This is a genomic window from Burkholderia sp. RS01 (assembly GCF_039748055.1).
GTDB lineage: Bacteria > Actinomycetota > Actinomycetes > Actinomycetales > Micrococcaceae > Arthrobacter.
Window position 1 is genome coordinate 38,092 of the sequence record NZ_JBDLAK010000019.1, and the last position, 20,987, is coordinate 59,078.

Genomic DNA, 20,987 nt, shown 5'->3' on the forward strand with positions numbered 1-20,987 from the left:
GGAATGATGGTGAACACCATGACCTCAGCAGAAGCTCCCGACACCAGCGGCAACGGCGATGCCAAAGGCACGTCCGTCATAGTCAACGCCATCGCCGTCCTGCGAAGTTTCACCGCGGACGAGCCGCTGCTCGGAGTCACGGAGATCGCCAACCGGGTGGGCCTGCATAAGAGCACCGTCTCCCGGATCCTGGCCACATTCGAACAGGAGCACCTGGTGGAACGTGACACGGAAACCCGCCGGTTCCGCCTTGGCCTCGGCCTGATCGCGGTGGCCGGGCCGCTGCTGGCGGAACTGGAAGAGCGGCGCGTCGCCTATCCCGTGCTGCGTGAACTGGCCGAACAGACGGGCGAAACCAGCGCCCTCATGGTGTGGAACGGCTCCGAGTCCATGTGTGTGGAACAGATACCCAGCCACCATCAGATCAAACACACCACCCCGCTGGGCGCCCGCTATCACGACGCCTTGAGCGCCTCCGTGCAGGTCTTTCTCGCCGCCGAGCCAGCCGAGCGCGTCCGCGTCCTGCTGCGCAGCGGCGCCATCAGCTATCCGGGCCTGGATGAGACCAGCCTCGAGGCTTACCTGGACCGGCTGGGCGACGTCCGCGAGCGCGGCTGGGCCATCAACTACGGCGAGTCCTCACTCGATGAAGTGGGAGTTGCCGCGCCCGTCTATGACCACCGCGGCGACATTGCGGCGGCGGTCCTCATCCCGGCACCCCGGTTCCGGGTCTCACCGGACACACTGCAGAGCCTCGGTGAATCCTGCCGTGCGGCGGCCCGCCGGGTGACCACGCGGTTGGGCGGCGACACTCCGTAATATGACCGGCAAAGGTCACGCACGGGCCGCCGCCTTGAACTTCACCACTGCGTCGAGCCCGGGGCCTCCGCCGGCCCGGCCTTCGGCGCCCTGTGCGTTACCGGCCCCCGGTGCGGCGTCGGCCCGCGGCTCCAGCGATGCAACTGCTCCGCTGGCGGCGGCAAGCTGCTGGACGATAGCCAGCCCCAGGCCGCTTCCCGGCGATGTCCCCGGTCCGCGCCAAAAGCGGTTGAAGGCCCGCTGGCGGTCTTCCGCCGAGAGCCCCGGACCCTGGTCGATGACATGCAGTTCAAACCCGGCGGACGCCCCGTCCGGCCTGACAGCCACGCGGATCACCGAGTCCGGCGGCACCACGGCCAGGGCATTGTCGATGAGGTTGTCGATGATCTGTTCGGCTGCCCCCGGCATCGCCGTGATGTTGGCCTCGGCCACGGCCTCCAGCGCGATGCGCACTCCGGTCTCTTCGGCGAGCGCTTCCCACTGCTCCACCCGGCTCCGGGCAACCCCGCTGAGGTCAACCTGCGCCAGCTCCACCTCGCGGCTGTCCGCCCGGCTGAGGAGGAGCAGTCCGTCAATGATCCGCTGCAGCCGGTACGTCTCCTCCAGGGAGTCGGCCACCATGACGCGCGCACCGTCCGGATCGTTGCCAATGGCGTCGACGGCGTTCTCGAGCCGCAGCCTCAGCCCGGTCAGCGGGGTGCGGAGCTGGTGGGACGCATCGCTGGCGAAGCCCCTCTGCAGATGGAGCAGGTGTTCCAGCCTGTCGGCCATGCGGTTGAAGGATCCGGCGAGGGCGCGCAGCTCCGGAGCGCCCTCGTCCTCCTCGGTGCGCGCGGCCAGGTTGCCTTCGGCCAGCAGTTCCGTGGCCTTCTGCAGCCGCTCGATCCTCCGCGTGACGGCGCCGGCCATCAGATAGGCCAGCAAGCCGGCGAGCACCACGGTTGTCGCCGCGACGGCCCACATCACCTGCAGTTGGCCGGCCACCCTGTCGTCCACCACGGACGCCGGGTAGGTCAGTCGGACGGCGCCGGTGATCTTCTCGCCGCTGAGGACCGGAACGGTGACGTACACGAGATCAAAGCCCAGGGTGTCCGAGTGCCGCTGCCCGGAGGTGATCTGCCCGTTCAGCGCGGCGGAAATTTCCGGGCGGGAGATGTAGGAGGCGCCGGTGGAGGATTGATCATCGTCGGAGGTTGCCACGGCGGTGCCGGCGGGATCAACGATCACCACCCTGGCCCCGCTGGCGTGGCCGTAGTCGCGGACGGCGCCTGCCACGTCGGGGGGCAATCGATTGCCCGCCTCAAGGATTTGCCCTGTTCTTCCGCCCAGCAGGAAGGCGTCCCGTTCCAAGGACGTGGTGAGCCTGTCACGTTCAACCCGGGCAAGGTAGTTGCCCAGCGGGATGTCCTGCACCAGCACCACCAGCAGGGTGACCACCATGAAGGCGGCGATCAGGCGCCATCTCATCCGGGAACGTCCAGTCTGAATCCGACGCCGCGCACCGCCTCGATCCAGCGCGGATTCCCGAGCTTCTTGCGGATCGCGGCCACGTGGGCATCCAGGGTCTTGGTGGTTCCGTACCAGGTGCCGTCCCACACCGCGCGCAGGATATCGCTGCGCTGGCACACCGCGCCCGGGTCTTCCGCCAGGTAGTAGAGGAGGTCGAATTCCTTGACGGTCAGGTGGATTTCCGAGCCGTCCACGAGCACTCGCCGGGACCGCTGGTCGATGCTCAGCGGTCCGATGACTCTGGCGCCTTCAGCCGGAGGATGGCCGTCAGCCGCCGGATCAGCCGTGCGCCGCGCGACTGCCCGGATCCTGGCGATGAGCTCCCGCATCCCGAAGGGCTTGACGAGATAGTCGTCCGCTCCCAGCTCCAGGGCCAGCACCCGGTCGATTTCCTCGTCGCGGGCGCTGACAACGATGATCGGAATCAGCGTCAGGGCCCGGATGGCCCGGCAGACGTCTGTGCCGTCCATGTCCGGCAGTCCGAGGTCCAGGAGCACAAAATCCGGGCTGGACGAGCGGACTTCAGCCAAGGCTGCCGCGCCGTCGCCAACGTGGCTAGCTTGGAACCCGGCCCGGGTCAGGCCCTCCAGCACGCCGGCGGCCACTGATTCATCGTCTTCAACAACCAGGATCTGCATACCCGATTATGTTCCTGCAGGGACGGAACCGGCAGGGATTTCCACGGGCCACGCGGATTACTTCCCCAATCTTTGACAATCCTTGGATTTCCGCGGGGCCCGTCCTTACCGTCTGCTTCCTACAGTTAAACCATGAGAACAAGATCAGCCCTCGCACTATCCGTTGCAGGGATCCTTGTTACCGGATCCGCCGCCCTCGCCGTGAATACGCAGACCCTCAACAACTCCCCTGCGGGCTCCACCGGCAACGCGAATCAGTTCCTGCTCCCCCAGGATTCGGCAACGTCGCCGGCAACCGATGCGGCCACGAGTCCCAGCCCGGGCCCGACGTCGACGGTGTCTGCCACACCTGATGACAGCCGCACGGCGTCCCCGTCCTCCACCTCCACAGCGGCGCCTTCGCCGTCGGAGGAACCCGGAGACGACAACGGCGGGGCCCGCGAAACCCCGGAACCCGGAGACGACAACGGCGGAGTCCGGGCCACCCCGGAACCCGGAGACGACCACGGCGGCCGCGGGTCCTCGGAGCCGGGCGACAACCATGGCGGGCACGGCAGCGACGACTGAGCTGCCCCGCGGTCATACGCTGTGGCAATCCTTCGCTGATCCTGCGCCGGATTCCCGTCGCGGAGCCGTCGACGTGCCGGACACTGGAAAAGGGGGCTGCCCGGTGACCGGGCGGCCCCTTGTTGGCTCACCCGGAGGGCCGCTCGCGGCCGCCGAGCTTATCTGCCGCCGCCGGAGGCTGCTGTAGTCTCTTGACACCGAAGCGCTCCGTCAGCTTCACTATTACGTATGCTGAAATAACAGTTCCATGATGCGGAAATCAGGATGCCGTATGCATGTTGATTCGTCGGGAAAAGGCCCGGCTCTCCGCATAGCCGTCACCGTGGATGCCAGCACCTGCCTGAGGGATCACCAAGTGAAGCTTGCAGAATTCAATGACGCTGACCGCGCCGCCGCCAGCGCGGTGCTCCGGCCGTGCATAGACGTCCAGCGCTGGGTGGACCAGATCGCCGACGCGCGCCCGTTCGCCTCCGTCGGGGAACTCCTTGACGGCGCCCGCGAGGCCGCCGCACCGTTCACCGCCGACGAAATCGAGGCGGCACTGGCGCACCACCCGCGCATCGGCGAACGTCCCGCCGCACAAACCGCCGAGGCGTCAATGTCTCGCTCGGAACAGTCGGGCGTCGACCCCGCGGACACCGCCGTGGCCGACGCCCTGGCCAGCGGAAACCGCGCCTATGAAGAAAAGTTCGGCCGGGTCTTCCTGATCCGCGCCGCCGGCCGCACCGCCCCAGAAATCCTGGCCGCGCTCAACGAGCGCCTGGCCCACACCGCGGCGCAGGAAGACGCCATTGTTGCCCAGCAGCTGCGTGAAATCGCCCTGCTGCGGCTTGAAGGAGTGATCAGCGAATGAGCGTTTCCCATGTCACCACCCACGTCCTGGACACCGGCGCCGGCCTCCCGGCGGCGGGGGTCGCCGTCGTGCTTTACGCGAACGACGGCGGCAACTGGACACAGCTGGCGGACGGCACCACCGATGCCGACGGCCGCGCGAAGGACCTCGGTCCCGAGCAGCTGGCGCCCGGCAAATACCGCCTGAACTTCGCCACCGGCGCGTACTACGCGCAGCGGGGCACTGCCACGTTCTTTCCGGAAGTGGACCTGGTCTTCGAAGTGACCGGCGCCGAGCACTATCACGTGCCGCTGCTGTTGAGCCCCTTCGCTTACTCCACCTACCGCGGAAGCTGAAAGGAACAACCATGAGGCTGATGCGTATAGGCCCGGCAGGCACCGAGATCCCCGTGATCCTGGACGACGAAGGCCAGGCGTATGACCTCCGGCCGGTCACCGCGGACATCGACGGCGGTTTCCTCGAGACGTGGGCCGGCCAGCTCGGCGAACTGGACCTGTCCGGACTTCCCCGGCTGACCACCGAGGGCAGGCGCATCGGCGCCCCGATCGCCCGGCCGGGTGCCGTGATCGGCGTCGGACTGAACTACGCGGCGCACGCCGCCGAATCCGGCCTTCCCGTGCCGGAGCGGCCCATCATTTTCTTCAAGCACCCCAACACGGTGGTGGGACCGGACGACGACGTCGTGATCCCGCCCGGAGCGCAGCGGGTGGACTGGGAGGTGGAGCTTGGCGTGGTGATCGGCCGGCGGGCCAGCTATCTGGCGTCCGACGCCGATGCCGCCGCCTGCATCGCGGGTTTCGTGCTTTCCAACGATGTCTCCGAGCGCGAATACCAGCTCGAACACTCCGGGCCGCAGTGGTCACTGGGGAAATCCTGCCCCACGTTCAACCCGGTGGGCCCGTGGCTCGTGCCCGCCGAGGACGTTGATGCCGGCAACATCCGGCTGGCGTCGTGGGTCAACGACGAAACCCGGCAGGACAGCTCGACGGCGGACATGGTGTTCGGTCCCGCCGATCTGGTCCGCCGCCTCTCGCAGTACATGGTGCTGGAACCCGGCGACCTCATCACCACCGGCACGCCCGAAGGGGTGGCGCTGTCCGGCCGCTTCCCGTACCTCAAGGCCGGCGACGTCATGCGGATGTCCGGCGGCGAGCTCCTCGGCGAGCAGCGGCAGCGGCTCGTGGCCGCAGGATGACAGTAGGCTAGATGCCATGGCTTCTGACGATCACCCCACGCCTGAACGGCGCGAAATCACCGTGCGCCGGGCACCCAAGTATGTTCCGTTCCTGATCCTGGGCGGGATTGTGGGCATTGCCGTGGCGGCGGTCATTGCGTACGCGCTTCCCGGCGACGCCAGCTACGACCCCGGCGCCGTTTTCGGCTTCTTCATGGTGCTGTGCGGCGCCGGCGGTGTGATCCTCGGCGCAATTGCGGCGCTGGCCCTGGACCGGCTGAGCGTCAAGCGGGCGCGGCAGGCCGTCGTCGAGGCCGCTCCCGAGCCGGAACAGGCCCTGCCTGCCGCGGAACCGGACACTTCCCGGGAGCGGGCGGCGGATGACGGCGGCGAACCCGGCCTCCGGTCATAAACCGGCGGCCGGAAGTTCCATACCCGATCACGTGAGATAATCGACCAGTGGCACGCGGCGATGGAAAACTTTCTCATGATCTTCTCCCTGGCGAAAAAGGCCCTCAGGACGCTTGCGGCGTCTTCGGGGTCTGGGCACCAGGTGAAGAAGTAGCAAAACTCACCTATTACGGGCTGTATGCACTGCAGCACCGCGGTCAGGAGTCGGCTGGTATTGCCACCAGCGACGGCCAGCGGATCAACGTCTACAAGGACATGGGCCTCGTATCCCAGGTCTTCGACGAGACCACGCTGAACACCCTGACCGGGCACCTGGCTGTGGGCCACTGCCGCTACTCCACCACCGGAGCAAGCCATTGGGCCAACGCCCAGCCCACGCTTGGAGCCACCGCCACCGGCACCGTGGCCCTGGCGCACAACGGCAACCTGACCAACACTGCCGAGCTCAACGCCATGATCACGGAGCGCAACGGCGGCCAGCTCAGCGGCGAGATGAAACAGGGCAACACCTCTGACACCGCCCTCGTCACGGCCCTGCTCGAGGGCGAAGAGGGCAAGACCCTCGAACAGACCGCCATCGAGCTGCTGCCCAAGATCCGCGGCGGCTTCTGCTTCGTGTTCATGGACGAAGGCACGCTCTACGCGGCCCGCGACACCTTCGGTATCCGCCCGCTGGTCCTCGGCCGGCTGGAGCGCGGCTGGGTGGTGGCCTCCGAACAGTCCGCACTGGCCACCGTGGGCGCCAGCTTCATCCGGGAGATCGAACCCGGCGAATTCATCGCGATCGATGAGCAGGGCGTGCGGTCCCAGCGCTTCGCGGAGCCGACGCCGGCCGGTTGCGTTTTCGAGTACGTCTACCTCGCGCGTCCCGACGCCGCGATCGCCGGGCGGTCCGTGTACGAATCCCGCGTGGAGATGGGCCGCCAGCTGGCCCGCGAAAACACCCAGGAAGCCGACATCGTCATCCCTGTCCCCGAGTCCGGCACCCCGGCTGCGGTGGGCTACGCCGAGGAATCCGGCATCCCGTTCGCGCACGGCTTCGTCAAGAACTCCTACGTGGGCCGCACGTTCATCCAGCCCTCGCAGACGCTCCGCCAGCTGGGCATCCGGCTCAAGCTGAACGCCTTGGAATCCGTCATCCGCGGCAAGCGCGTGGTGGTGGTGGACGACTCGATCGTGCGCGGCAACACCCAGCGCGCCATCGTCCGGATGCTCCGCGAAGCGGGCGCCGCAAGCGTCCACATCAAGATTTCCTCCCCGCCGGTCAAATGGCCCTGCTTCTACGGCATCGACTTCGCCTCCCGCGCGGAACTGATCGCCAACGGCGCCACCATCGATGAGATCACCCAGGCCATCGGCGCCGATTCGCTGGCGTACATCTCCGAGGACGGCATGATCGAGGCCACCCGGCAGCCCCGCGAACGGCTCTGCACCGCCTGCTTCACGGGCAAGTACCCCATCGAGCTCCCCGGCTCGGACAAGCTCGGCAAGAACCTGCTGGAACGCACGGACCTCGGCGGCCTCCCGGCGTCGGCGCCGGCCGCGTCCGCCCCTGCCGCGTCCGCCCCTGCTGCGGCCGGCGCCGGTCTCGCCTCCGCGGAACCTGCGCACGTCTCACCCGGGAACCCGGAAGACATCCCCGTCACCGAGGACCCGGCGGAGAAGCCCGGCGCCACCGGCTGCGATCCGGGGCCGGATTCCGAGTTCGAGAACCTGCTCACCGACGCCGACCGCGTTCCCGACGTCCACCACGACGCTGCCACCGTCGGCGCTGATAAGAAAGAGTCCGTATGACTTCCGCATCCCCCACTGCTGACATGAATGCCGCCCAGAACAACGCCGGCATCACCTACGCGTCCGCGGGTGTCGACGTCGAAGCGGGCGACCGCGCCGTCGAGCTCATGAAGGGCGCCGTCAAGGCGACCCACAACGCATCGGTGATCGGGGGTGTCGGCGGGTTCGCCGGCCTGTACGACGTCTCGAAGCTCCTGACCTACAAGCGGCCCCTGCTGGCCACCTCCACGGACGGCGTGGGCACCAAGGTTGCCATCGCCCAGGCCATGGACATCCACGACACCATCGGCTTCGACCTCGTGGGCATGGTGGTGGACGACATCGTGGTGGTGGGCGCCGAGCCGCTGTTCATGACCGACTACATCGCCTGCGGCAAGGTGGTTCCCGAGCGCATCGCGGACATCGTCCGCGGCATCGCGGCCGCGTGCTCCGTGGCCGGCACCGCGCTCGTGGGCGGGGAAACCGCGGAACACCCCGGCCTGCTGGGCGAGCACGAATACGACGTCGCCGGCGCTGCCACCGGCGTTGTTGAAGCCGACGCCCTGCTGGGACCGGACCGTGTCCGTGCCGGCGATGTGGTGATCGGCATGACTTCCTCCGGCCTGCACTCCAACGGCTACTCGCTGGTCCGCCGCGTCATCAACCACGCCGGCTGGGCCCTGGACCGCCAGGTCTCCGAACTCGGCCGCACGCTGGGCGAGGAACTGCTGGAACCCACCCGCGTCTACGCCGCTGACTGCCTCGACCTAGCCCGCGCGTTCCCCGTATCGGGTGACCGGGCCGTCCACGGCTTCAGCCACGTCACCGGCGGCGGGCTGGCCGCCAACCTGGCCCGCGTCCTGCCGCAGGGCCTCGTGGCGACGGTTGACCGCTCCACCTGGGAGCTGCCGGCCATCTTCAAGCTGGTCTCGGAGCTCGGCCGCGTCCCGCTGGCAGACCTCGAGCGCACGCTCAACCTCGGCGTGGGCATGGTGGCCATCGTCTCCGCGGACGCGGCGGACGCCGCCGTGGCACGCCTGAACGATCGTGGCCTGCCGTCCTGGATCATGGGCGCCGTCAGCGCCGACTCCGACTCCGTCCTCAAGACCGGGCCGGACTACGTCCAGGGCGCCAAGGGCGTGGACGGCGGCGCCGTTCAGATGGTCAACACCTACGCCTAAGTTCGTCGTCGAGCGCTCCGGAACTAGACCTCCAGGACGCTGAAGACGCCGCCCTGCGGGTCCTTCAGCGTGGCGATGGTTCCGCCGTCGTCGACGAACTCGGGCTCGATCAGCACTTCGGCGCCGGCTGCGACGGCGGCGAGCACGGCCTCGGACACGCTGGACACGCCGAAATAGACCTGCCACCCCAGCTCCTCCTCCGGGCCTGAGTCCTCATCGGGTCCTGCCTCGTCATCCGGCGACGGCTCCTCATCCCGCGACGGAGCCGGGGCGACCCCGGCCACTTCGGCGCCGTCCACCATCAGCGTGGTGTACGTGCCGCCGTCGTCCTGCGGGTATTCGGTCACGCCGTGGCCGAACAGCCGCTGGAAAAATCCGACGGCGGCCGCCGGCTCGGGCGTCACGAGCTCGGCCCAGGAGAACGCGCCGGGCTCGCCGTACCGCCCGCTGCCCGGATGGGTTCCGGCCTGCCAGACGCCGGTGGCGCCGCCGCCGGGTGGCTCCACGAACACCATGGTTCCGGTGTCCGCGACTTCCTCCGGCCCGAACTGCAGCGTGCCGCCGGCGTGCGGCGCCTCTTCGGCGATGGCGCGGGCGTCGTCGGCGGCGAGGTAGACGTTCCACTGGGCGGGTGCGGAGGCCGCTTCCTGGTCGGGGGGCTGCGGCGCGATGACCGCCACGAGGTCATCGTCCAGGAAGGCCTTCGCGTAGCTGCGCCCGTCCGGCGTCGGGAGGTCCTCGTAGCGCCAGCCGAACACCGCGGCATAGAAGGACTTCGCGGCCGCCACATCGGGGGTCTGAACGTCTGTCCAGCACACCTCCCCGTGGTTGTACCCGTTGCGCTGGACCATGCCGCTCATTCCTTCCGTTGGACAGACATCCCTAACAGGCTAGACGTGCACAGGCCGTCCGGTGAAGGCCACGAGCCGCTCCGGGCTGCTCGAAGACACCAGGGCACTAAAAAACCCGCCGGGCATGCCAATGGCTGGCATGCCCGGCGGGCGTAATAGTTGTGCGGCACCCCGGTCGGGAGGCTAGCCTCCGGAATTCAGGGAGCAAGAAAAAACGGGTGCCTGAAAAGAACGACGCACACAGGTGCGACGGCGGCATTCAGCCGAGTGCCTTACGGCACGTTCAGGCTGGAACGACTAACCGATCCGACGGGTGTCTACTTCGTCGTCGTCTTCGTCCAAATCGTCCGCGTACTTATCCACGTAGGCTGAATAGTCCGGTTCGACCGGTTCATTCGCGAAATGGCTCGTTGCACGACTTCCCGGACCCGTCAGCTCACGCTGAAGGGCCGAATAGTCAGTGTTCGGGGAGTAGTACTTGATGTCCCGAGCCTGCTTGGTAGCTTTTGCCTTTTGACGGCCGCGCCCCATGGCGTGACCCCCTTTTGTACTTGGACCGGAGGTGGTCACCTTGGCTATCGGTGAGGCCCCGGAATGTTTGGTCAATTTGTCGTAACCCTAGATTACATGCTTTCGGCGGCAACTGCTCGCCAGCCGGGCGCCGGCCGGGCCGGTGTCGCGGCCACAACCGCGGCAATCAGGGGGTCGCATGGAATTTTTTCTTCGGTAGAGTCTCCTGATCAGTACCTCCCGCAAACCGACTACTCAATGCCGAGAACGCCAGGAAGGGGTGCCGCCCCCATTGATTGAAAACCATCAGACCATTCCATCCCCTCCTTCAAAGCCGCCACGGGTCACATCCCGGACGGCGCGCCTTCTCACGGCGAACGTCAGGCAGTCCCTGGTCAAAGCCGGGTTCGTGGCCGTGTTGCTGGCCGTGGGCGGCCTGCTCATCTGGCTGCTGACCTCGCTGCTGGCTACGGCCACGCTGCAGTCCGCGAACCAGCCCGGGACGCCCCAGGAAACGGCTTCCCCTGCCGCGCCGTCCGCGACCCCCCGGCCCAGCCTTCCCGTGAAGGGAGTGAGTCCGCTGGATTTCCGCGTGGGTGACTGCTTCAAGGACTTCGATCCCGAGGCGATCGAGTCCACGGTGGTGGCGTGCGGCACGGATCATTCCGCCCAACTCGTGGCTGCCCACCGTTACGAGGCCGCGGACAGCTACCCCGGCGGCGAAGCCATGAAAGCCAAGGCTCGGGAGGCCTGCCAGTCGGCGGCGCTGACCGACAAATCCAACGCCTACGACCTGACCTACCGGCTTGCCTACCCCAGCACCGCGAGCTGGGGCCAGGGCGACCGCCGCGTGGACTGCTACGTCACCTCGGCGGCCGGCAACATCATCAAGTCCAGCCTGCTCCCGTAGCTAGCCCTTCCGGCGGATCGAGAGTCCGCTCCCGGCGGGAGTGCCGCCGTCGGGCCCCACGAGGGCCTCGAGCCCCTCAATGGTGAGCTCGTCGACGTCGGCCGCGGTGTCCACAAGCACGGTGTCGCCGTCGGCGATTTCGCCGGCCAGGATGGCCTTGGCCAGCCGGTCGCCGATTTCGCGCTGCACCAGGCGGCGCAGCGGCCGGGCGCCGTAGGCCGGGTCAAAGCCGGACATCGCCAGCCAGGCGCGGGCGCCGTCGGTCACCTCGAGCGAGAGCCGCCGTTCGCGCAGCCGCCGGGACAGCTCTGCCACCTGGAGCTCCACGATCCTGGCGAGCTCGTCCACCGTGAGGGCGTCGAACAGCACCACCTCGTCAAGCCGGTTCAGGAACTCCGGCTTGAAGGACGCCTGCACGGTGGCCATCACCGCATTCCGCTTGGCCTCCGGGTCCAGGGTGGGGTCCACCAGGAACTGGCTTCCCAGGTTGGATGTGAGCACCAGAATGGCGTTGCGGAAGTCCACGGTGCGGCCCTGGCCGTCGGTGAGGCGGCCGTCGTCGAGCACCTGCAGGAGGATATCGAAAACTTCCGGGTGGGCCTTCTCCACCTCGTCGAGCAGCACCACCGAGTAGGGCCTGCGGCGGACGGCCTCAGTCAGCTGGCCGCCTTCCTCGTAGCCGACGTAGCCCGGAGGCGCCCCCACCAGCCGCGCGACGGAGTGCTTCTCGCCGTACTCGGACATGTCGATCCTGACCATGGCGTGTTCGTCGTCGAAGAGGAAATCAGCCAGGGCCTTGGCGAGCTCTGTCTTGCCGACGCCCGTGGGTCCGAGGAACAGGAACGATCCGGTGGGCCGGTTGGGATCGCTGATTCCGGCGCGGGCCCGGCGAACGGCGTCGGACACGGCGGTCACGGCCTTGGACTGGCCGATCAGCCGCTTGCCGAGTTCCTCCTCCATGTGCAGCAGCTTCTGGCTTTCACCCTGCAGCATCCGCCCGGCGGGAATGCCCGTCCAGGCCGAGATGACCTCGGCAATGTCATCCGCCGTGACTTCCTCAGCCACCATGAGCTCGGGCTTTGCGGCTCCGCTGGCTTCGCGGGCCGATTCCTCTTCCGCGGCGGCGTTGAGCTCGCGCTCCAGCGCCGGCAGCTCGCCGTACAGGATCCGCGATGCCGCTTCGAGGTCGCCTTCGCGCTGGTACTTGTCCGCCGCTGAGCGCAGTTCGTCCAGCCGGGCCTTCAGCTCACCCACGCGGTTGAGGCCGGCCTTCTCCGCCTCCCAGCGGGCGTTGAGGGCGGCGAGGGCTTCCTTCTTGTCAGCCATGTCCGCGCGCAGCACGGCCAGGCGCTCCACCGAGGCGGCGTCCGTCTCTCCGTCCAGGGCCAGTTCCTCCATGGTGAGGCGGTCCACGGCCCGGCGCAGCTGGTCGATTTCCTCCGGCGCCGAGTCGATCTCCATGCGCAGCCGGGAGGCGGCCTCGTCCACGAGGTCGATCGCTTTGTCCGGCAGCTGCCTTCCGGAAATGTAGCGGTTGGACAGCGTGGCGGCGGCGACGAGGGCGGAGTCGGCTATGGCCACCTTGTGGTGCGCTTCGTAGCGCTCCTTGAGGCCGCGGAGGATGCCGATGGTGTCGTCCACGCTGGGCTCGCCGACGTAGACCTGCTGGAAGCGGCGCTCCAGGGCGGGGTCCTTCTCGATGTTCTCGCGGTACTCATCCAGGGTGGTGGCACCGATCAGGCGGAGCTCGCCGCGGGCCAGCATGGGCTTGAGCATGTTGCCGGCATCCATGGAGCTCTCCCCCGTGGCGCCCGCCCCCACCACGGTGTGGATCTCGTCGATGAACGTGACGATCTGGCCGTCCGAGTTCTTGATTTCCTCCAGTACCGCCTTGAGCCGCTCCTCGAACTCACCGCGGTACTTGGCACCCGCCACCATGGAGGCCAGGTCCAGCGCGATCAGGGTCTTGCCGCGCAGGCTTTCGGGCACGTCGCCGGCCACGATCCGCTGCGCCAGGCCTTCGACGACGGCTGTCTTGCCCACGCCGGGCTCGCCGATGATCACCGGGTTGTTCTTGGTACGGCGGCTCAGCACCTGGATGATCCGCCGGATCTCGGTGTCCCGGCCGATGACGGGGTCCAGCTTGCCGGCACGGGCCATGGACGTCAGGTCCGTGCCGAACTTTTCGAGCGCCTGGAAAGTGTTTTCCGGATCCGCGCTCGTCACCTTGCGGTCGCCGCGGACACCCGGCAGGGCGGCGAGCAGCGCCTCATGGGAGGCACCGGCGTCGCGCATCAGCTTTCCCGCCCCGCCGCTGCCGGCCGAGAGGCCAAGCAGCAGGTGCTCCGTGGAGACGAAGGAATCACCAAGCTTGTCCGCCTCGTTCTGGGCGTTCTGGATGGCCTGGAGGGCGGTGCGGGACAGCTGCGCCTGCTGCACGGAGCTCCCCGAACTGGCCGGGAGTGCCTTGATGGCGGTGCTCGCCTGCACGCTGACGGCATCCGGATCCGCGCCGGTGGCACGGAGAAGAGCGACGGCGACCCCCTCCCGCTGATCCATCAGCGCCTTGAGCAGATGGGCCGGCTCCACTTGCGGATTGCCGGCCGTGGAGGCATTCATGGCTGCAGCCGAAAGAGCCTCCTGGCTCTTGGTGGTGAATTTGACGTCCAAAGCGAGCTCCTTCCGGAAGGTGAAATACTTAGGTTGAGTCTACAACGCTCAACTTTGGCTCTAGGCGCTCTCTGCCCGAGTTTGCCCACAGCGAAAACAGGCTGCCAGGAGCAAGTGAACTTCCGGCGAACCACTGCCTCTGAACTGTATCCCCAGCATCCGAATCCCCCTAGGATCGGACCTGTGACCGGGACCGATGGTTCCAACGGCACGTTCAAAAGGAGCACCCGAAATGACGAAGTTCGTAGTCCTTTACAACGCACCGCAGTCCGCACAGTCGCAGATGGCGGAGAGCTCCCCCGAAGCCGCCCAGGAGGGCATGAAGGCCTGGATGGAGTGGGCAGCCAGGGCCGGCGACGGCATCGTGGACATGGGGAACCCGCTCGGCGCAGGCAAGGAGGTCACGGCCGCCGGAACCAGTGACACCAACACCCAGGTTGGCGGGTACGGAATCCTCCAGGCCGACGACATGGACGGCGCCCTGGCGCTGCTGGAGGGCCACCCCCACCTGATGATGCCGGGCGCGAGCATCCAGGTCTACGAGGCACTCGACATCCCCGGCATGTAAGGCCACGCAGCCGCGGAAAGCAAAAATAAACCGGCGGGCGGCTCCCCCAAGGCGCCGCCCGCCGGTTGCCTGCGTCCCGGGTGCACTAGGAGCCCGGGACCCCGGAAACGCTGGTGATCCAGCTCAGGTTCCGCGCAACGGACGCGTGGTCGTTGGTATAGCCCGTGTAGTCGGAGGGGTTCTTCGCCGGCAGGATGCTGGACGTGGACAGCACGCCCGTGAGCTTGCCGTTGACGATCAGCGGGCCTCCCGAATCACCGTTGAGGGTGTGGCCGGTTCGGGACCGCGTCATGACGGTCGGACCGCCGGAAGGGTCGGAACCCTGCCCCGTGACGGTGACGTCGGCGGCTTTCAGGAAGTAGGACATGGCGCCGGAACCTTCGGACTGGTAGCCCCAGCCATAGACCTTGGCGGCCTCTCCGCTCGCGGGGAAGGAACCGGACAGGCCCACATAGGTCCCGTAGTGCGGGGCGGACAGCTTCAGCAGCAGAACGTCTCCCATTGGCGAGGCGTAGCGCCCGGCCACCGTCCGCACCGTCCCGCCGCTTTGCAGATACGTGGAACCGAGGCGCACGGACCGCAGGCTCGTGGAGTTGCAGTGCTTGGCGGTGATGACCCAGCTGGCCGAGATCTGGCTGCCGGCACAGCCCACCCTGGTGCCGGCGGCATCGAACGAAACCTGGGCCGCGAAGGGCGCTGCAGAGACGGATGTGGTGCTGCCTCCGGCGATGTTCTTGTGGACTGTACCGTCCTCTGCCGGGGCGGCGGTGGCGCTGTTAGCGGGCATCAGCAGCAGCGCGGCGGCGGCCGCAGCGGCGAGCAGTTTGGCGATCTTCATTGCGGCGACTCCTTCGTTCCACGGCGCAAACGGTTCACCTGAGACACTACGGTGCAGTTACAGTAGTTGTCATATTTAGTGACTAAAGATGTCACAAATTCGAGGACGTCACGCCGGTGTTGGGGCTATGGTCTTGCCCTCCGAACTGGCATTAGTCTGAGGGCCTAGGAGTAAGCCTGCCTTGCCCGGCGCCTGGCCCGCGGCATCAGGTTCCGTTCTGTGATGTGAGGGATCATGACTGGACCGTCGAGACCCCGGAGGTGGTCCGGCGTTGTTCCGGCAGCCCTTGTGGCCGCGGCTCTGCTGCTGGCCGGTTGCCAACCCGGACCGCCTCAGCCGCCGCCGTCGAGCCCGCCGGTGTCGTCCGCTTCGCCCGGCACGTCCAGTCCCCCGGCAACCTCCAGTCCTTCGGCAACGGCCACGTCCTCCGACCCGGCGGCAGCCACGGCCCACTTCACGGCACAGGGCGACGTGGGAGTCAGCACCGGCGCCAGGAAAGTCCTGGACACCATCGCCGGACTCCGGCCGCAGCTGAACCTGGGGCTCGGGGACTACTCCTACGAGGCCGGGATCGAGCAGGAATTCTGCGACATGGTCACCGGCAAACTGGGCACCGATTTCCCCTATCAGGTGGTCACCGGAAACCATGAAAGCGACGGCCACGACGGCGACATCGCCAACATCGCCAGGTGCCTGCCGAACAGGCTGCCCGGCCTCCAGGGCGAGTATGGAACGCAGTGGTACCTGGATTATCCGGAGCAAAAACCCTTGGTGCGGTTCATCATGGTGTCTCCTGGCATCGACTTCCATGACGGAAACCCTTTGGATTACTCGCGGAACAGCGAGCGCTGGAAATGGACCGCTGACGCCCTCGACGGTGCGAAGTCGCGGAACATTCCCTGGACGGTGGTGGGAATGCACACCCCCTGCCTCAGCGTGGGCAAATACGACTGCCAGGCCGGGCAGGACTTTACCAACATGCTGATGGAGAAGAAGGCGGACCTGGTGCTGACGGGTCATGACCACATGTACCAGCGCAGCCACCAGCTGGGCGGCGGCGTCGGGTGTCCCGCCCTGGTGCCCGACACCTTCTCCAGTGGCTGCATCACCGATTCCGACGCCAGCATGGTCCAGGGCGCGGGAACCGTTTTTGCGACCGCGGGAACAGGCGGAGTGGGGCTCTACGACGTGCGTGATGACGATTCCGAAGCCAGATACTTCGCCGCCTGGTCCGGCCGGAACCGTGACCCTGCCCTGGGCACCCTGGACGTGAAGGCCACCGCAGACCGGCTTTCGGCCAGATTTGTCCCCGCAGAGGGTTACACGTTCACCGACGCCTTCAGCATCGAACGGAAGTAGCCCCGTCAGCGGCAGGTAGGTCCGCCTGGTCCGGACGGGTCAGCCCTTCGTCCAGATGGCGATCCAGTCGAGGTAGACGTGCCCGGCCGTCGTCGGCGCCGGGCAGACCGGCAGGCACGATTCGGTCTGCAGGATGTAGTGCATGGGCGTGTTCGGAACCTTGCTGGATCCGGCTCCCAGCGAAACACCGTCCAGGAAGAATTCGACCTTCCCGGGGCTCCACTCCATGGTGGCGACGTGCCACGTGGTGAACAGGGCGTAGGACCTGATCAGGTCGGACTCATGCGGGTTATTGCTGCGGTGGTGCACGGCTCCGTAGAAAGATGTGGCGAGGTCACCCTCGGGGTAGTCGATCTCCCCGTCCCTCGGCCACACGCCGCTGTCCGGCCACAACAGCCACGCCGTTTTGAAACCCGGAAGGGCATCCCCCTTGAACCGGACTGAGATCCTGCCGTAGAGCAGGCTGTTGGCACGGTGCGGATTGGAGCTGTTGTTCGGAATCTTGGGCGTGGGCGCGGCGCCCATGGAGATGCCCTTCTCCGTATGGAGGAACCAGTCCAGCATTCCGTTTTTGACGCTGAGCACTTTGGTCGGGTAATAGCGGGAGTTCTTCCCCGTTTGACCGGCCGTGTCCGGAATCCCGTCCTTGTACCCCGCGCTCCAATTGGCCTCGTACGCCGGGCCGGGAAAAGCACCGATGGGAACATCGCCGGCGTTGAAATCCTCCCGGAAGACCTGTTTCCATCCGGGCAGGTCGCCCACCGGCAGCTTGGCCGTGAGCGGATTGATCGGGGGCACAGTGCGGGCGGGCGGGGCGGCAGGAGCGGCGGCGGGAGGCGCCGCGCTGGCGGCCGGTTCCGCTGGGGCCGCAGGGGCGCGGAGCGGGTTGGCAGAAGGCGCCGTAGTTGCCGGCGGGGCAGAGGAAGGGGCCGTCGTGGTGGGCGGGTCCACGGGCGGCAGCTCTCCGAGCGGCAGTCTCTGCGCTTCCTTGGCAACAGGTCCGCAGGCGGCCAGCATCGCCACCGTGGCGAGCACTGCCATATGCCGGAGGCCCGGGCGGCGGCGGGGAATGTCGGGACGGCTCCCGCGCTCAGAGAAACCCATGGGGACAGTGTGACACCAGAGACTACCTGTCACCAAGGTTCTGTCGACCCCCAAAACTGGGGCGCCTTCAAGGAACCACAAGCTTTTTACAAGTTGCTGAATCGAACATGTACGAGGGGGAGTGCAAGCAAGTTGCCACTACCGCAGCAGCGAGCGCTTTGGTCTACCTCCGGGTTGATAGCCGGGAGGGCTGCTGTGGTGGCAAAAGCAAACAACTCCATGAGTGGTGAGGCTAGTGACCATCCCTATACTTGTTTCTAATCTGCGCGCACCGGATTCGGTGCCGCCCCCTGTGGCCTCCGTCAGCGTGGTGATCCCCACCCTGAACGAAGCCATGAACCTCCCTTGGGTCCTTCGCCGCATGCCCTCATATGTGGACGAAGTAGTCATTGTTGACGGGCGTTCCCTTGACAGCACCGTCGACGTTGCCCGCGCCCTCCGCCTCGACGTGGTCGTCGTTTCGGAGCCCCACGCCGGCAAGGGCGTGGCTGTCCGGGCCGGATTCGCAGCCGCTTCCGGTGACATCATCGTCATGCTCGACGCTGACGGGAGCATGGACCCCCAGGAGATCGGCTGGTTTGTCTCGCCGCTCCAGCACGAGTTCGACTTCGTCAAAGGCTCGCGCTACGTCACGGGCGGAGGCTCGGACGACATCACCCTGCTGCGCAGCGCCGGCAACAGGGCACTGACCGGGCTGGCCAACCTCGTGCTCCACAGCAACTACTCGGACCTGTGCTATGGCTACATTGCAATGCGCCGCGAATGCCTCGAGATCCTGGAGCTGGAATCGGACGGCTTTGAAATCGAGACGGAGCTGATCGTCCGGGCCTCCCGGGCGGGGCTTCGGATTGCCGAGGTTCCGAGCAACGAACTCACAAGGATCTCCGGCAACTCGAACCTCCATACGTTCCGCGACGGGTGGCGGGTGCTGCGGACCCTGGCCCGCGAATGCATCGGGTGGGACGCGCCCACGGCCGGCGCCCGTGCAGAAGCCCTGCGGCGCGTGAAATACAAGTACCCCAACATCTCCCTTCCGCACGTCCCGACCGATCCCCAGACGGTCCTGGGACTCATGGCGGGTGAATGACATGTATCACTCCGAGGGACTGCCTGCCGTTTCCGTGGTGATCTGCTCCTACACGGAAGACCGCTGGGACATGCTGATGACCGCCGTCGAATCCGTCCGCGCCCAAACGGTGCCGCCCCAGCAAACGATCGTCGTGGTCGACTACAACATGGACCTCTACAAGAGGCTCATCTTCACGGTTTCCGATGTGGTGATCCTGGAAAATACCGGCCCCAAGGGCCTGTCCGGCGCCCGCAACACCGGAGCGGCCGCCGCCACGGCAGGCATCGTAGCCTTCCTCGACGACGACGCCGAGGCCGCACCGGACTGGCTGGAACGGCTGACCGCACTGTATGACGACCACGATGTCCTGGCCGTCGGCGGACGCGTTGTGCCGATGTGGGAAACGCAACGGCCCGCGCACTTCGCCGAAGAGCTCGACTGGATCGTCGGCTGCTCGTACCGCGGCATGCCCAAGGTCGCGGCAGAGGTTCGCAACGTCATCGGCGCCAACATGTCCTTCCGCTCCGAGGTCCTGGACGTCGTCGGCGGATTCAACACCTCACTCGGCCGCCAGAATTCCCTGCCGCTCGGCTGCGAGGAGACGGAGATCTGCATCAGGGCGGTCATCGGTTCGCCCGGCGGCCGCGTGGTGTACGAACCTGCGGCCCTGGTGCGCCACTTCGTTCCTGTCCAGCGGGGCACGCTGAGCTACATGTTGCGCCGCTCCTGGTCCGAAGGCATGTCGAAGGCCCAGGTCAGCAAGATCGTGGGGCATAAGAGGGCGCTCGGAGCCGAACGCCGGTATGTCCGCAGGATGTTGCCGCGCGCAGTGGCCTCGGGCATCCTGGACCAGCTCCGGGGGAAGGATCCCGCCGGTTTCAGCAGGGCCCTGACCGTCATCGCGGTACTCGCAGTGACAACGTTCGGATACCTGCGGGGACGCAGCCTTCCGACCGAGCCGGCAAGCCCGGCAGCCGGACCACACGCGCCACACGCCAGCTGGAGGGAAATCAACTGATGCACACTTATCTGAACCCCATCCCCACCCACAACGCCGGAACAGCCGGATTGCGCCGGTCATGAGCCAGTCCGAAAAAGACGTGATGAAGGAGTCCGTCCCTTCAAGGGGTGCCAGCTTCGACGTCCACGGCCTCGTGGGCATCGATGTGGCCTCCGGCACGCCCGGCGAATCGCAGCTGCGGGATATGCTCGCTCCGTTCCTGGGCGGATCCAGCGCACCGCTGCGGCTGCACATCAGCGGAGAAACGACGGCGGTGGCAAACCAGTCACACGCCGAGGACGCATACCGTTTCACGGCGGGCTCCCTCTACCTACCCGCCGACCGCGTGCACATCATCGAGACCCGGGACGGCTACGCCATCCAAGGCAGCGGCGAACTGCTGACGGCCGTCATCCCGCTGCTTGACCGGCTCTGCATCAGGGAAAACGCAGCCATGGTCCATGCGGCGGTTGTGGACTACCGCGGTTCCGGCGTCCTGCTGCCGGCGTGGGGCGGAGTGGGCAAGACCAGCACGGTCGCCAAGCTCACCGCGATTCCGGGCGTGCGGTTCATGGCCGATGACTGGGCCTTCCTCGACGCTGACGGCAGGCTCATGGGCTACGCGAAACCGATGTTCCTCAAGCCCCATCACCGGACCATCTACCCGGACGTCTTCAGCGGCGCCCGGAAGCCCCTGGCGCCGGGCTGGCTCACGAATTCGGTGGCCAAGCTGGCAACGGCCGTCCATCCGGTGATCGTCAGGTATCCCAAGACCGCGGCGTTCACCCGCCGCTGGTCGCCGGAACACCGGATGGTCCATCCGGAAGAGGTCTTTGGAACGGACCGCATCTCATCCGGATCACCGACCCGGCTGGCGATATTCCTGGAACGGTACGACGGCTCCGACGCACGGCACGAGATGCGCAGCCCTGAGTGGATGACCTCCCGCATCGTGGGGAACTTTCATTCGGAACTGCCCATGGTCTCGCGCAGGCTCATCGAAGCCCTGGGTGCCACCGGGCTCGTCCCCCTCGAGGAATTCTTCAGCCAGAAGGCGGCTGTGGTGCGGAGGGCACTGGATGGGGTCCCGTGCTCCCTCCTGCGGATCCCCGCCGCGTGGTCCGCGGACCGGACCTCGGATTACGTGGCCAACCTGATCAGTTCGACGCTGGAGGAATGAGAT

The 20,987-nt window shown here is 67.0% G+C and carries 20 protein-coding genes and 1 pseudogene; 14 read left to right on the forward strand and 7 right to left on the reverse strand.

The features are described 5' to 3' along the window. The first annotated feature begins 18 nt into the window (after window positions 1-18). Entirely contained in the window at window positions 19-819 is an 801-nt protein-coding gene (locus ABFP37_RS16830; protein WP_347034249.1) for an IclR family transcriptional regulator, read from the forward strand. A gap of 15 nt (window positions 820-834) precedes the next feature. On the opposite strand, the gene ABFP37_RS16835 is transcribed toward ABFP37_RS16830, so the two are convergent. Beyond that, window positions 835-2,286 (reverse strand): ATP-binding protein, encoded by a 1,452-nt coding sequence (locus ABFP37_RS16835; protein ID WP_347034250.1) that lies wholly within the window; start codon window positions 2,284-2,286, stop codon window positions 835-837. Beyond that, the gene (locus tag ABFP37_RS16840) at window positions 2,283-2,966 is read right to left on the reverse strand and encodes a response regulator transcription factor (protein WP_078027061.1); all 684 of its coding nucleotides are present in this window, start codon (window positions 2,964-2,966) and stop codon (window positions 2,283-2,285) included. The genes ABFP37_RS16835 and ABFP37_RS16840 overlap by 4 nt, the downstream gene beginning before the upstream one ends. A 132-nt stretch (window positions 2,967-3,098) precedes the next feature. On the opposite strand from ABFP37_RS16840, the gene ABFP37_RS16845 reads away from it, so the two are divergent. The 7 genes from ABFP37_RS16845 (at window position 3,099) to purM (ending at window position 8,925) form a co-directional block, all read left to right on the forward strand. After that, on the forward strand, window positions 3,099-3,533 hold the full coding sequence (locus tag ABFP37_RS16845) for a hypothetical protein (RefSeq protein WP_347034251.1): 435 nt from the start codon (window positions 3,099-3,101) through the stop codon (window positions 3,531-3,533). A gap of 355 nt (window positions 3,534-3,888) precedes the next feature. Further along, on the forward strand, window positions 3,889-4,386 hold the full coding sequence (uraD, locus tag ABFP37_RS16850) for a 2-oxo-4-hydroxy-4-carboxy-5-ureidoimidazoline decarboxylase (protein ID WP_078027106.1): 498 nt from the start codon (window positions 3,889-3,891) through the stop codon (window positions 4,384-4,386). Beyond that, on the forward strand, window positions 4,383-4,721 hold the full coding sequence (gene uraH / locus ABFP37_RS16855; RefSeq protein WP_078027059.1) for a hydroxyisourate hydrolase: 339 nt from the start codon (window positions 4,383-4,385) through the stop codon (window positions 4,719-4,721). Before uraD ends, uraH begins: the two co-directional genes overlap by 4 nt. 11 nt (window positions 4,722-4,732) lie before the next feature. After that, complete coding sequence (locus ABFP37_RS16860; protein WP_078027058.1) at window positions 4,733-5,581, forward strand: fumarylacetoacetate hydrolase family protein; 849 nt, start codon at window positions 4,733-4,735, stop codon at window positions 5,579-5,581. A 16-nt stretch (window positions 5,582-5,597) separates the two neighbouring features. After that, window positions 5,598-5,972 (forward strand): hypothetical protein, encoded by a 375-nt coding sequence (locus ABFP37_RS16865; protein WP_078027057.1) that lies wholly within the window; start codon window positions 5,598-5,600, stop codon window positions 5,970-5,972. Window positions 5,973-6,019: 47 nt separating this feature from the next. Beyond that, complete coding sequence (gene purF / locus ABFP37_RS16870; RefSeq protein ID WP_078027056.1) at window positions 6,020-7,765, forward strand: amidophosphoribosyltransferase; 1,746 nt, start codon at window positions 6,020-6,022, stop codon at window positions 7,763-7,765. Further along, the gene (gene purM, locus ABFP37_RS16875; RefSeq protein WP_347034252.1) at window positions 7,762-8,925 is read left to right on the forward strand and encodes a phosphoribosylformylglycinamidine cyclo-ligase; all 1,164 of its coding nucleotides are present in this window, start codon (window positions 7,762-7,764) and stop codon (window positions 8,923-8,925) included. The genes purF and purM overlap by 4 nt, the downstream gene beginning before the upstream one ends. Before the next feature lie 23 nt (window positions 8,926-8,948). On the opposite strand, the gene ABFP37_RS16880 is transcribed toward purM, so the two are convergent. Further along, window positions 8,949-9,776 (reverse strand): VOC family protein, encoded by an 828-nt coding sequence (locus ABFP37_RS16880; RefSeq protein WP_347034253.1) that lies wholly within the window; start codon window positions 9,774-9,776, stop codon window positions 8,949-8,951. Window positions 9,777-10,073: 297 nt separating this feature from the next. Then, window positions 10,074-10,307: a DUF3073 domain-containing protein gene (locus ABFP37_RS16885; RefSeq protein WP_056624544.1), complete on the reverse strand. Its 234-nt coding sequence runs from the start codon at window positions 10,305-10,307 to the stop codon at window positions 10,074-10,076. A gap of 271 nt (window positions 10,308-10,578) precedes the next feature. Here ABFP37_RS16885 and ABFP37_RS16890 point away from each other — a divergent pair, with 271 nt between their 5' ends. Beyond that, on the forward strand, window positions 10,579-11,196 hold the full coding sequence (locus ABFP37_RS16890; protein WP_347034254.1) for a septum formation family protein: 618 nt from the start codon (window positions 10,579-10,581) through the stop codon (window positions 11,194-11,196). 78 nt (window positions 11,197-11,274) lie between these two features. On the opposite strand, the pseudogene clpB reads toward ABFP37_RS16890, so the two are convergent. Further along, window positions 11,275-13,866: pseudogene (clpB, locus tag ABFP37_RS16895) on the reverse strand (ATP-dependent chaperone ClpB); the annotation flags it as partial. A 232-nt stretch (window positions 13,867-14,098) separates the two neighbouring features. Between clpB and ABFP37_RS16900 the strand changes: the two are divergent. Continuing rightward, window positions 14,099-14,434 carry a YciI family protein gene (locus tag ABFP37_RS16900; protein WP_185982380.1) on the forward strand — a complete coding sequence of 112 codons (336 nt, stop codon included), beginning with the start codon at window positions 14,099-14,101 and terminating at the stop codon, window positions 14,432-14,434. Window positions 14,435-14,519: 85 nt separating this feature from the next. Here the strand turns inward: ABFP37_RS16900 and ABFP37_RS16905 are convergent, their stop codons facing one another. Next, entirely contained in the window at window positions 14,520-15,272 is a 753-nt protein-coding gene (locus tag ABFP37_RS16905) for a trypsin-like serine protease (RefSeq protein WP_347034255.1), read from the reverse strand. A gap of 471 nt (window positions 15,273-15,743) precedes the next feature. Between ABFP37_RS16905 and ABFP37_RS16910 the strand changes: the two genes are divergently transcribed. Next, entirely contained in the window at window positions 15,744-16,631 is an 888-nt protein-coding gene (locus tag ABFP37_RS16910; protein WP_347034256.1) for a metallophosphoesterase, read from the forward strand. Between the two features lie 39 nt (window positions 16,632-16,670). Here ABFP37_RS16910 and ABFP37_RS16915 read toward each other — a convergent pair whose 3' ends face one another. Beyond that, window positions 16,671-17,735 carry a glycoside hydrolase family 16 protein gene (locus tag ABFP37_RS16915; protein ID WP_347034257.1) on the reverse strand — a complete coding sequence of 355 codons (1,065 nt, stop codon included), beginning with the start codon at window positions 17,733-17,735 and terminating at the stop codon, window positions 16,671-16,673. A 292-nt stretch (window positions 17,736-18,027) separates the two neighbouring features. On the opposite strand from ABFP37_RS16915, the gene ABFP37_RS16920 reads away from it, so the two are divergent. The 3 genes from ABFP37_RS16920 (at window position 18,028) to ABFP37_RS16930 (ending at window position 20,984) form a co-directional block, all read left to right on the forward strand. Next, window positions 18,028-18,822, forward strand: a complete 795-nt coding sequence (locus tag ABFP37_RS16920; RefSeq protein WP_260680999.1) for a glycosyltransferase family 2 protein — start codon at window positions 18,028-18,030, stop codon at window positions 18,820-18,822. 1 nt (window position 18,823) lies between these two features. Beyond that, window positions 18,824-19,822, forward strand: a complete 999-nt coding sequence (locus ABFP37_RS16925) for a glycosyltransferase (protein ID WP_078027047.1) — start codon at window positions 18,824-18,826, stop codon at window positions 19,820-19,822. Window positions 19,823-19,883: 61 nt separating this feature from the next. Further along, on the forward strand, window positions 19,884-20,984 hold the full coding sequence (locus tag ABFP37_RS16930) for a hypothetical protein (protein ID WP_347034258.1): 1,101 nt from the start codon (window positions 19,884-19,886) through the stop codon (window positions 20,982-20,984). Window positions 20,985-20,987: the final 3 nt, after the last annotated feature.

Bases quoted from the DNA above. Each gene is read 5' to 3' on its own strand.
- ABFP37_RS16840 (WP_078027061.1), bottom strand. From the start codon at position 2,966: ATGCAGATCCTGGTTGTTGAAGACGATGAATCAGTGGCCGCCGGCGTG.
- uraH (WP_078027059.1), top strand. From the start codon at position 4,383: ATGAGCGTTTCCCATGTCACCACCCACGTCCTGGACACCGGCGCCGGC.
- ABFP37_RS16845 (WP_347034251.1), top strand. From the start codon at position 3,099: ATGAGAACAAGATCAGCCCTCGCACTATCCGTTGCAGGGATCCTTGTT.
- ABFP37_RS16860 (WP_078027058.1), top strand. From the start codon at position 4,733: ATGAGGCTGATGCGTATAGGCCCGGCAGGCACCGAGATCCCCGTGATC.
- ABFP37_RS16905 (WP_347034255.1), bottom strand. From the start codon at position 15,272: ATGAAGATCGCCAAACTGCTCGCCGCTGCGGCCGCCGCCGCGCTGCTG.
- ABFP37_RS16915 (WP_347034257.1), bottom strand. From the start codon at position 17,735: ATGGGTTTCTCTGAGCGCGGGAGCCGTCCCGACATTCCCCGCCGCCGC.
- ABFP37_RS16835 (WP_347034250.1), bottom strand. From the start codon at position 2,286: ATGAGATGGCGCCTGATCGCCGCCTTCATGGTGGTCACCCTGCTGGTG.
- ABFP37_RS16880 (WP_347034253.1), bottom strand. From the start codon at position 9,776: ATGGTCCAGCGCAACGGGTACAACCACGGGGAGGTGTGCTGGACAGAC.
- ABFP37_RS16830 (WP_347034249.1), top strand. From the start codon at position 19: ATGACCTCAGCAGAAGCTCCCGACACCAGCGGCAACGGCGATGCCAAA.
- ABFP37_RS16885 (WP_056624544.1), bottom strand. From the start codon at position 10,307: ATGGGGCGCGGCCGTCAAAAGGCAAAAGCTACCAAGCAGGCTCGGGAC.
- ABFP37_RS16865 (WP_078027057.1), top strand. From the start codon at position 5,598: ATGGCTTCTGACGATCACCCCACGCCTGAACGGCGCGAAATCACCGTG.
- ABFP37_RS16930 (WP_347034258.1), top strand. From the start codon at position 19,884: ATGAGCCAGTCCGAAAAAGACGTGATGAAGGAGTCCGTCCCTTCAAGG.
- ABFP37_RS16900 (WP_185982380.1), top strand. From the start codon at position 14,099: ATGACGAAGTTCGTAGTCCTTTACAACGCACCGCAGTCCGCACAGTCG.
- ABFP37_RS16925 (WP_078027047.1), top strand. From the start codon at position 18,824: ATGTATCACTCCGAGGGACTGCCTGCCGTTTCCGTGGTGATCTGCTCC.
- purM (WP_347034252.1), top strand. From the start codon at position 7,762: ATGACTTCCGCATCCCCCACTGCTGACATGAATGCCGCCCAGAACAAC.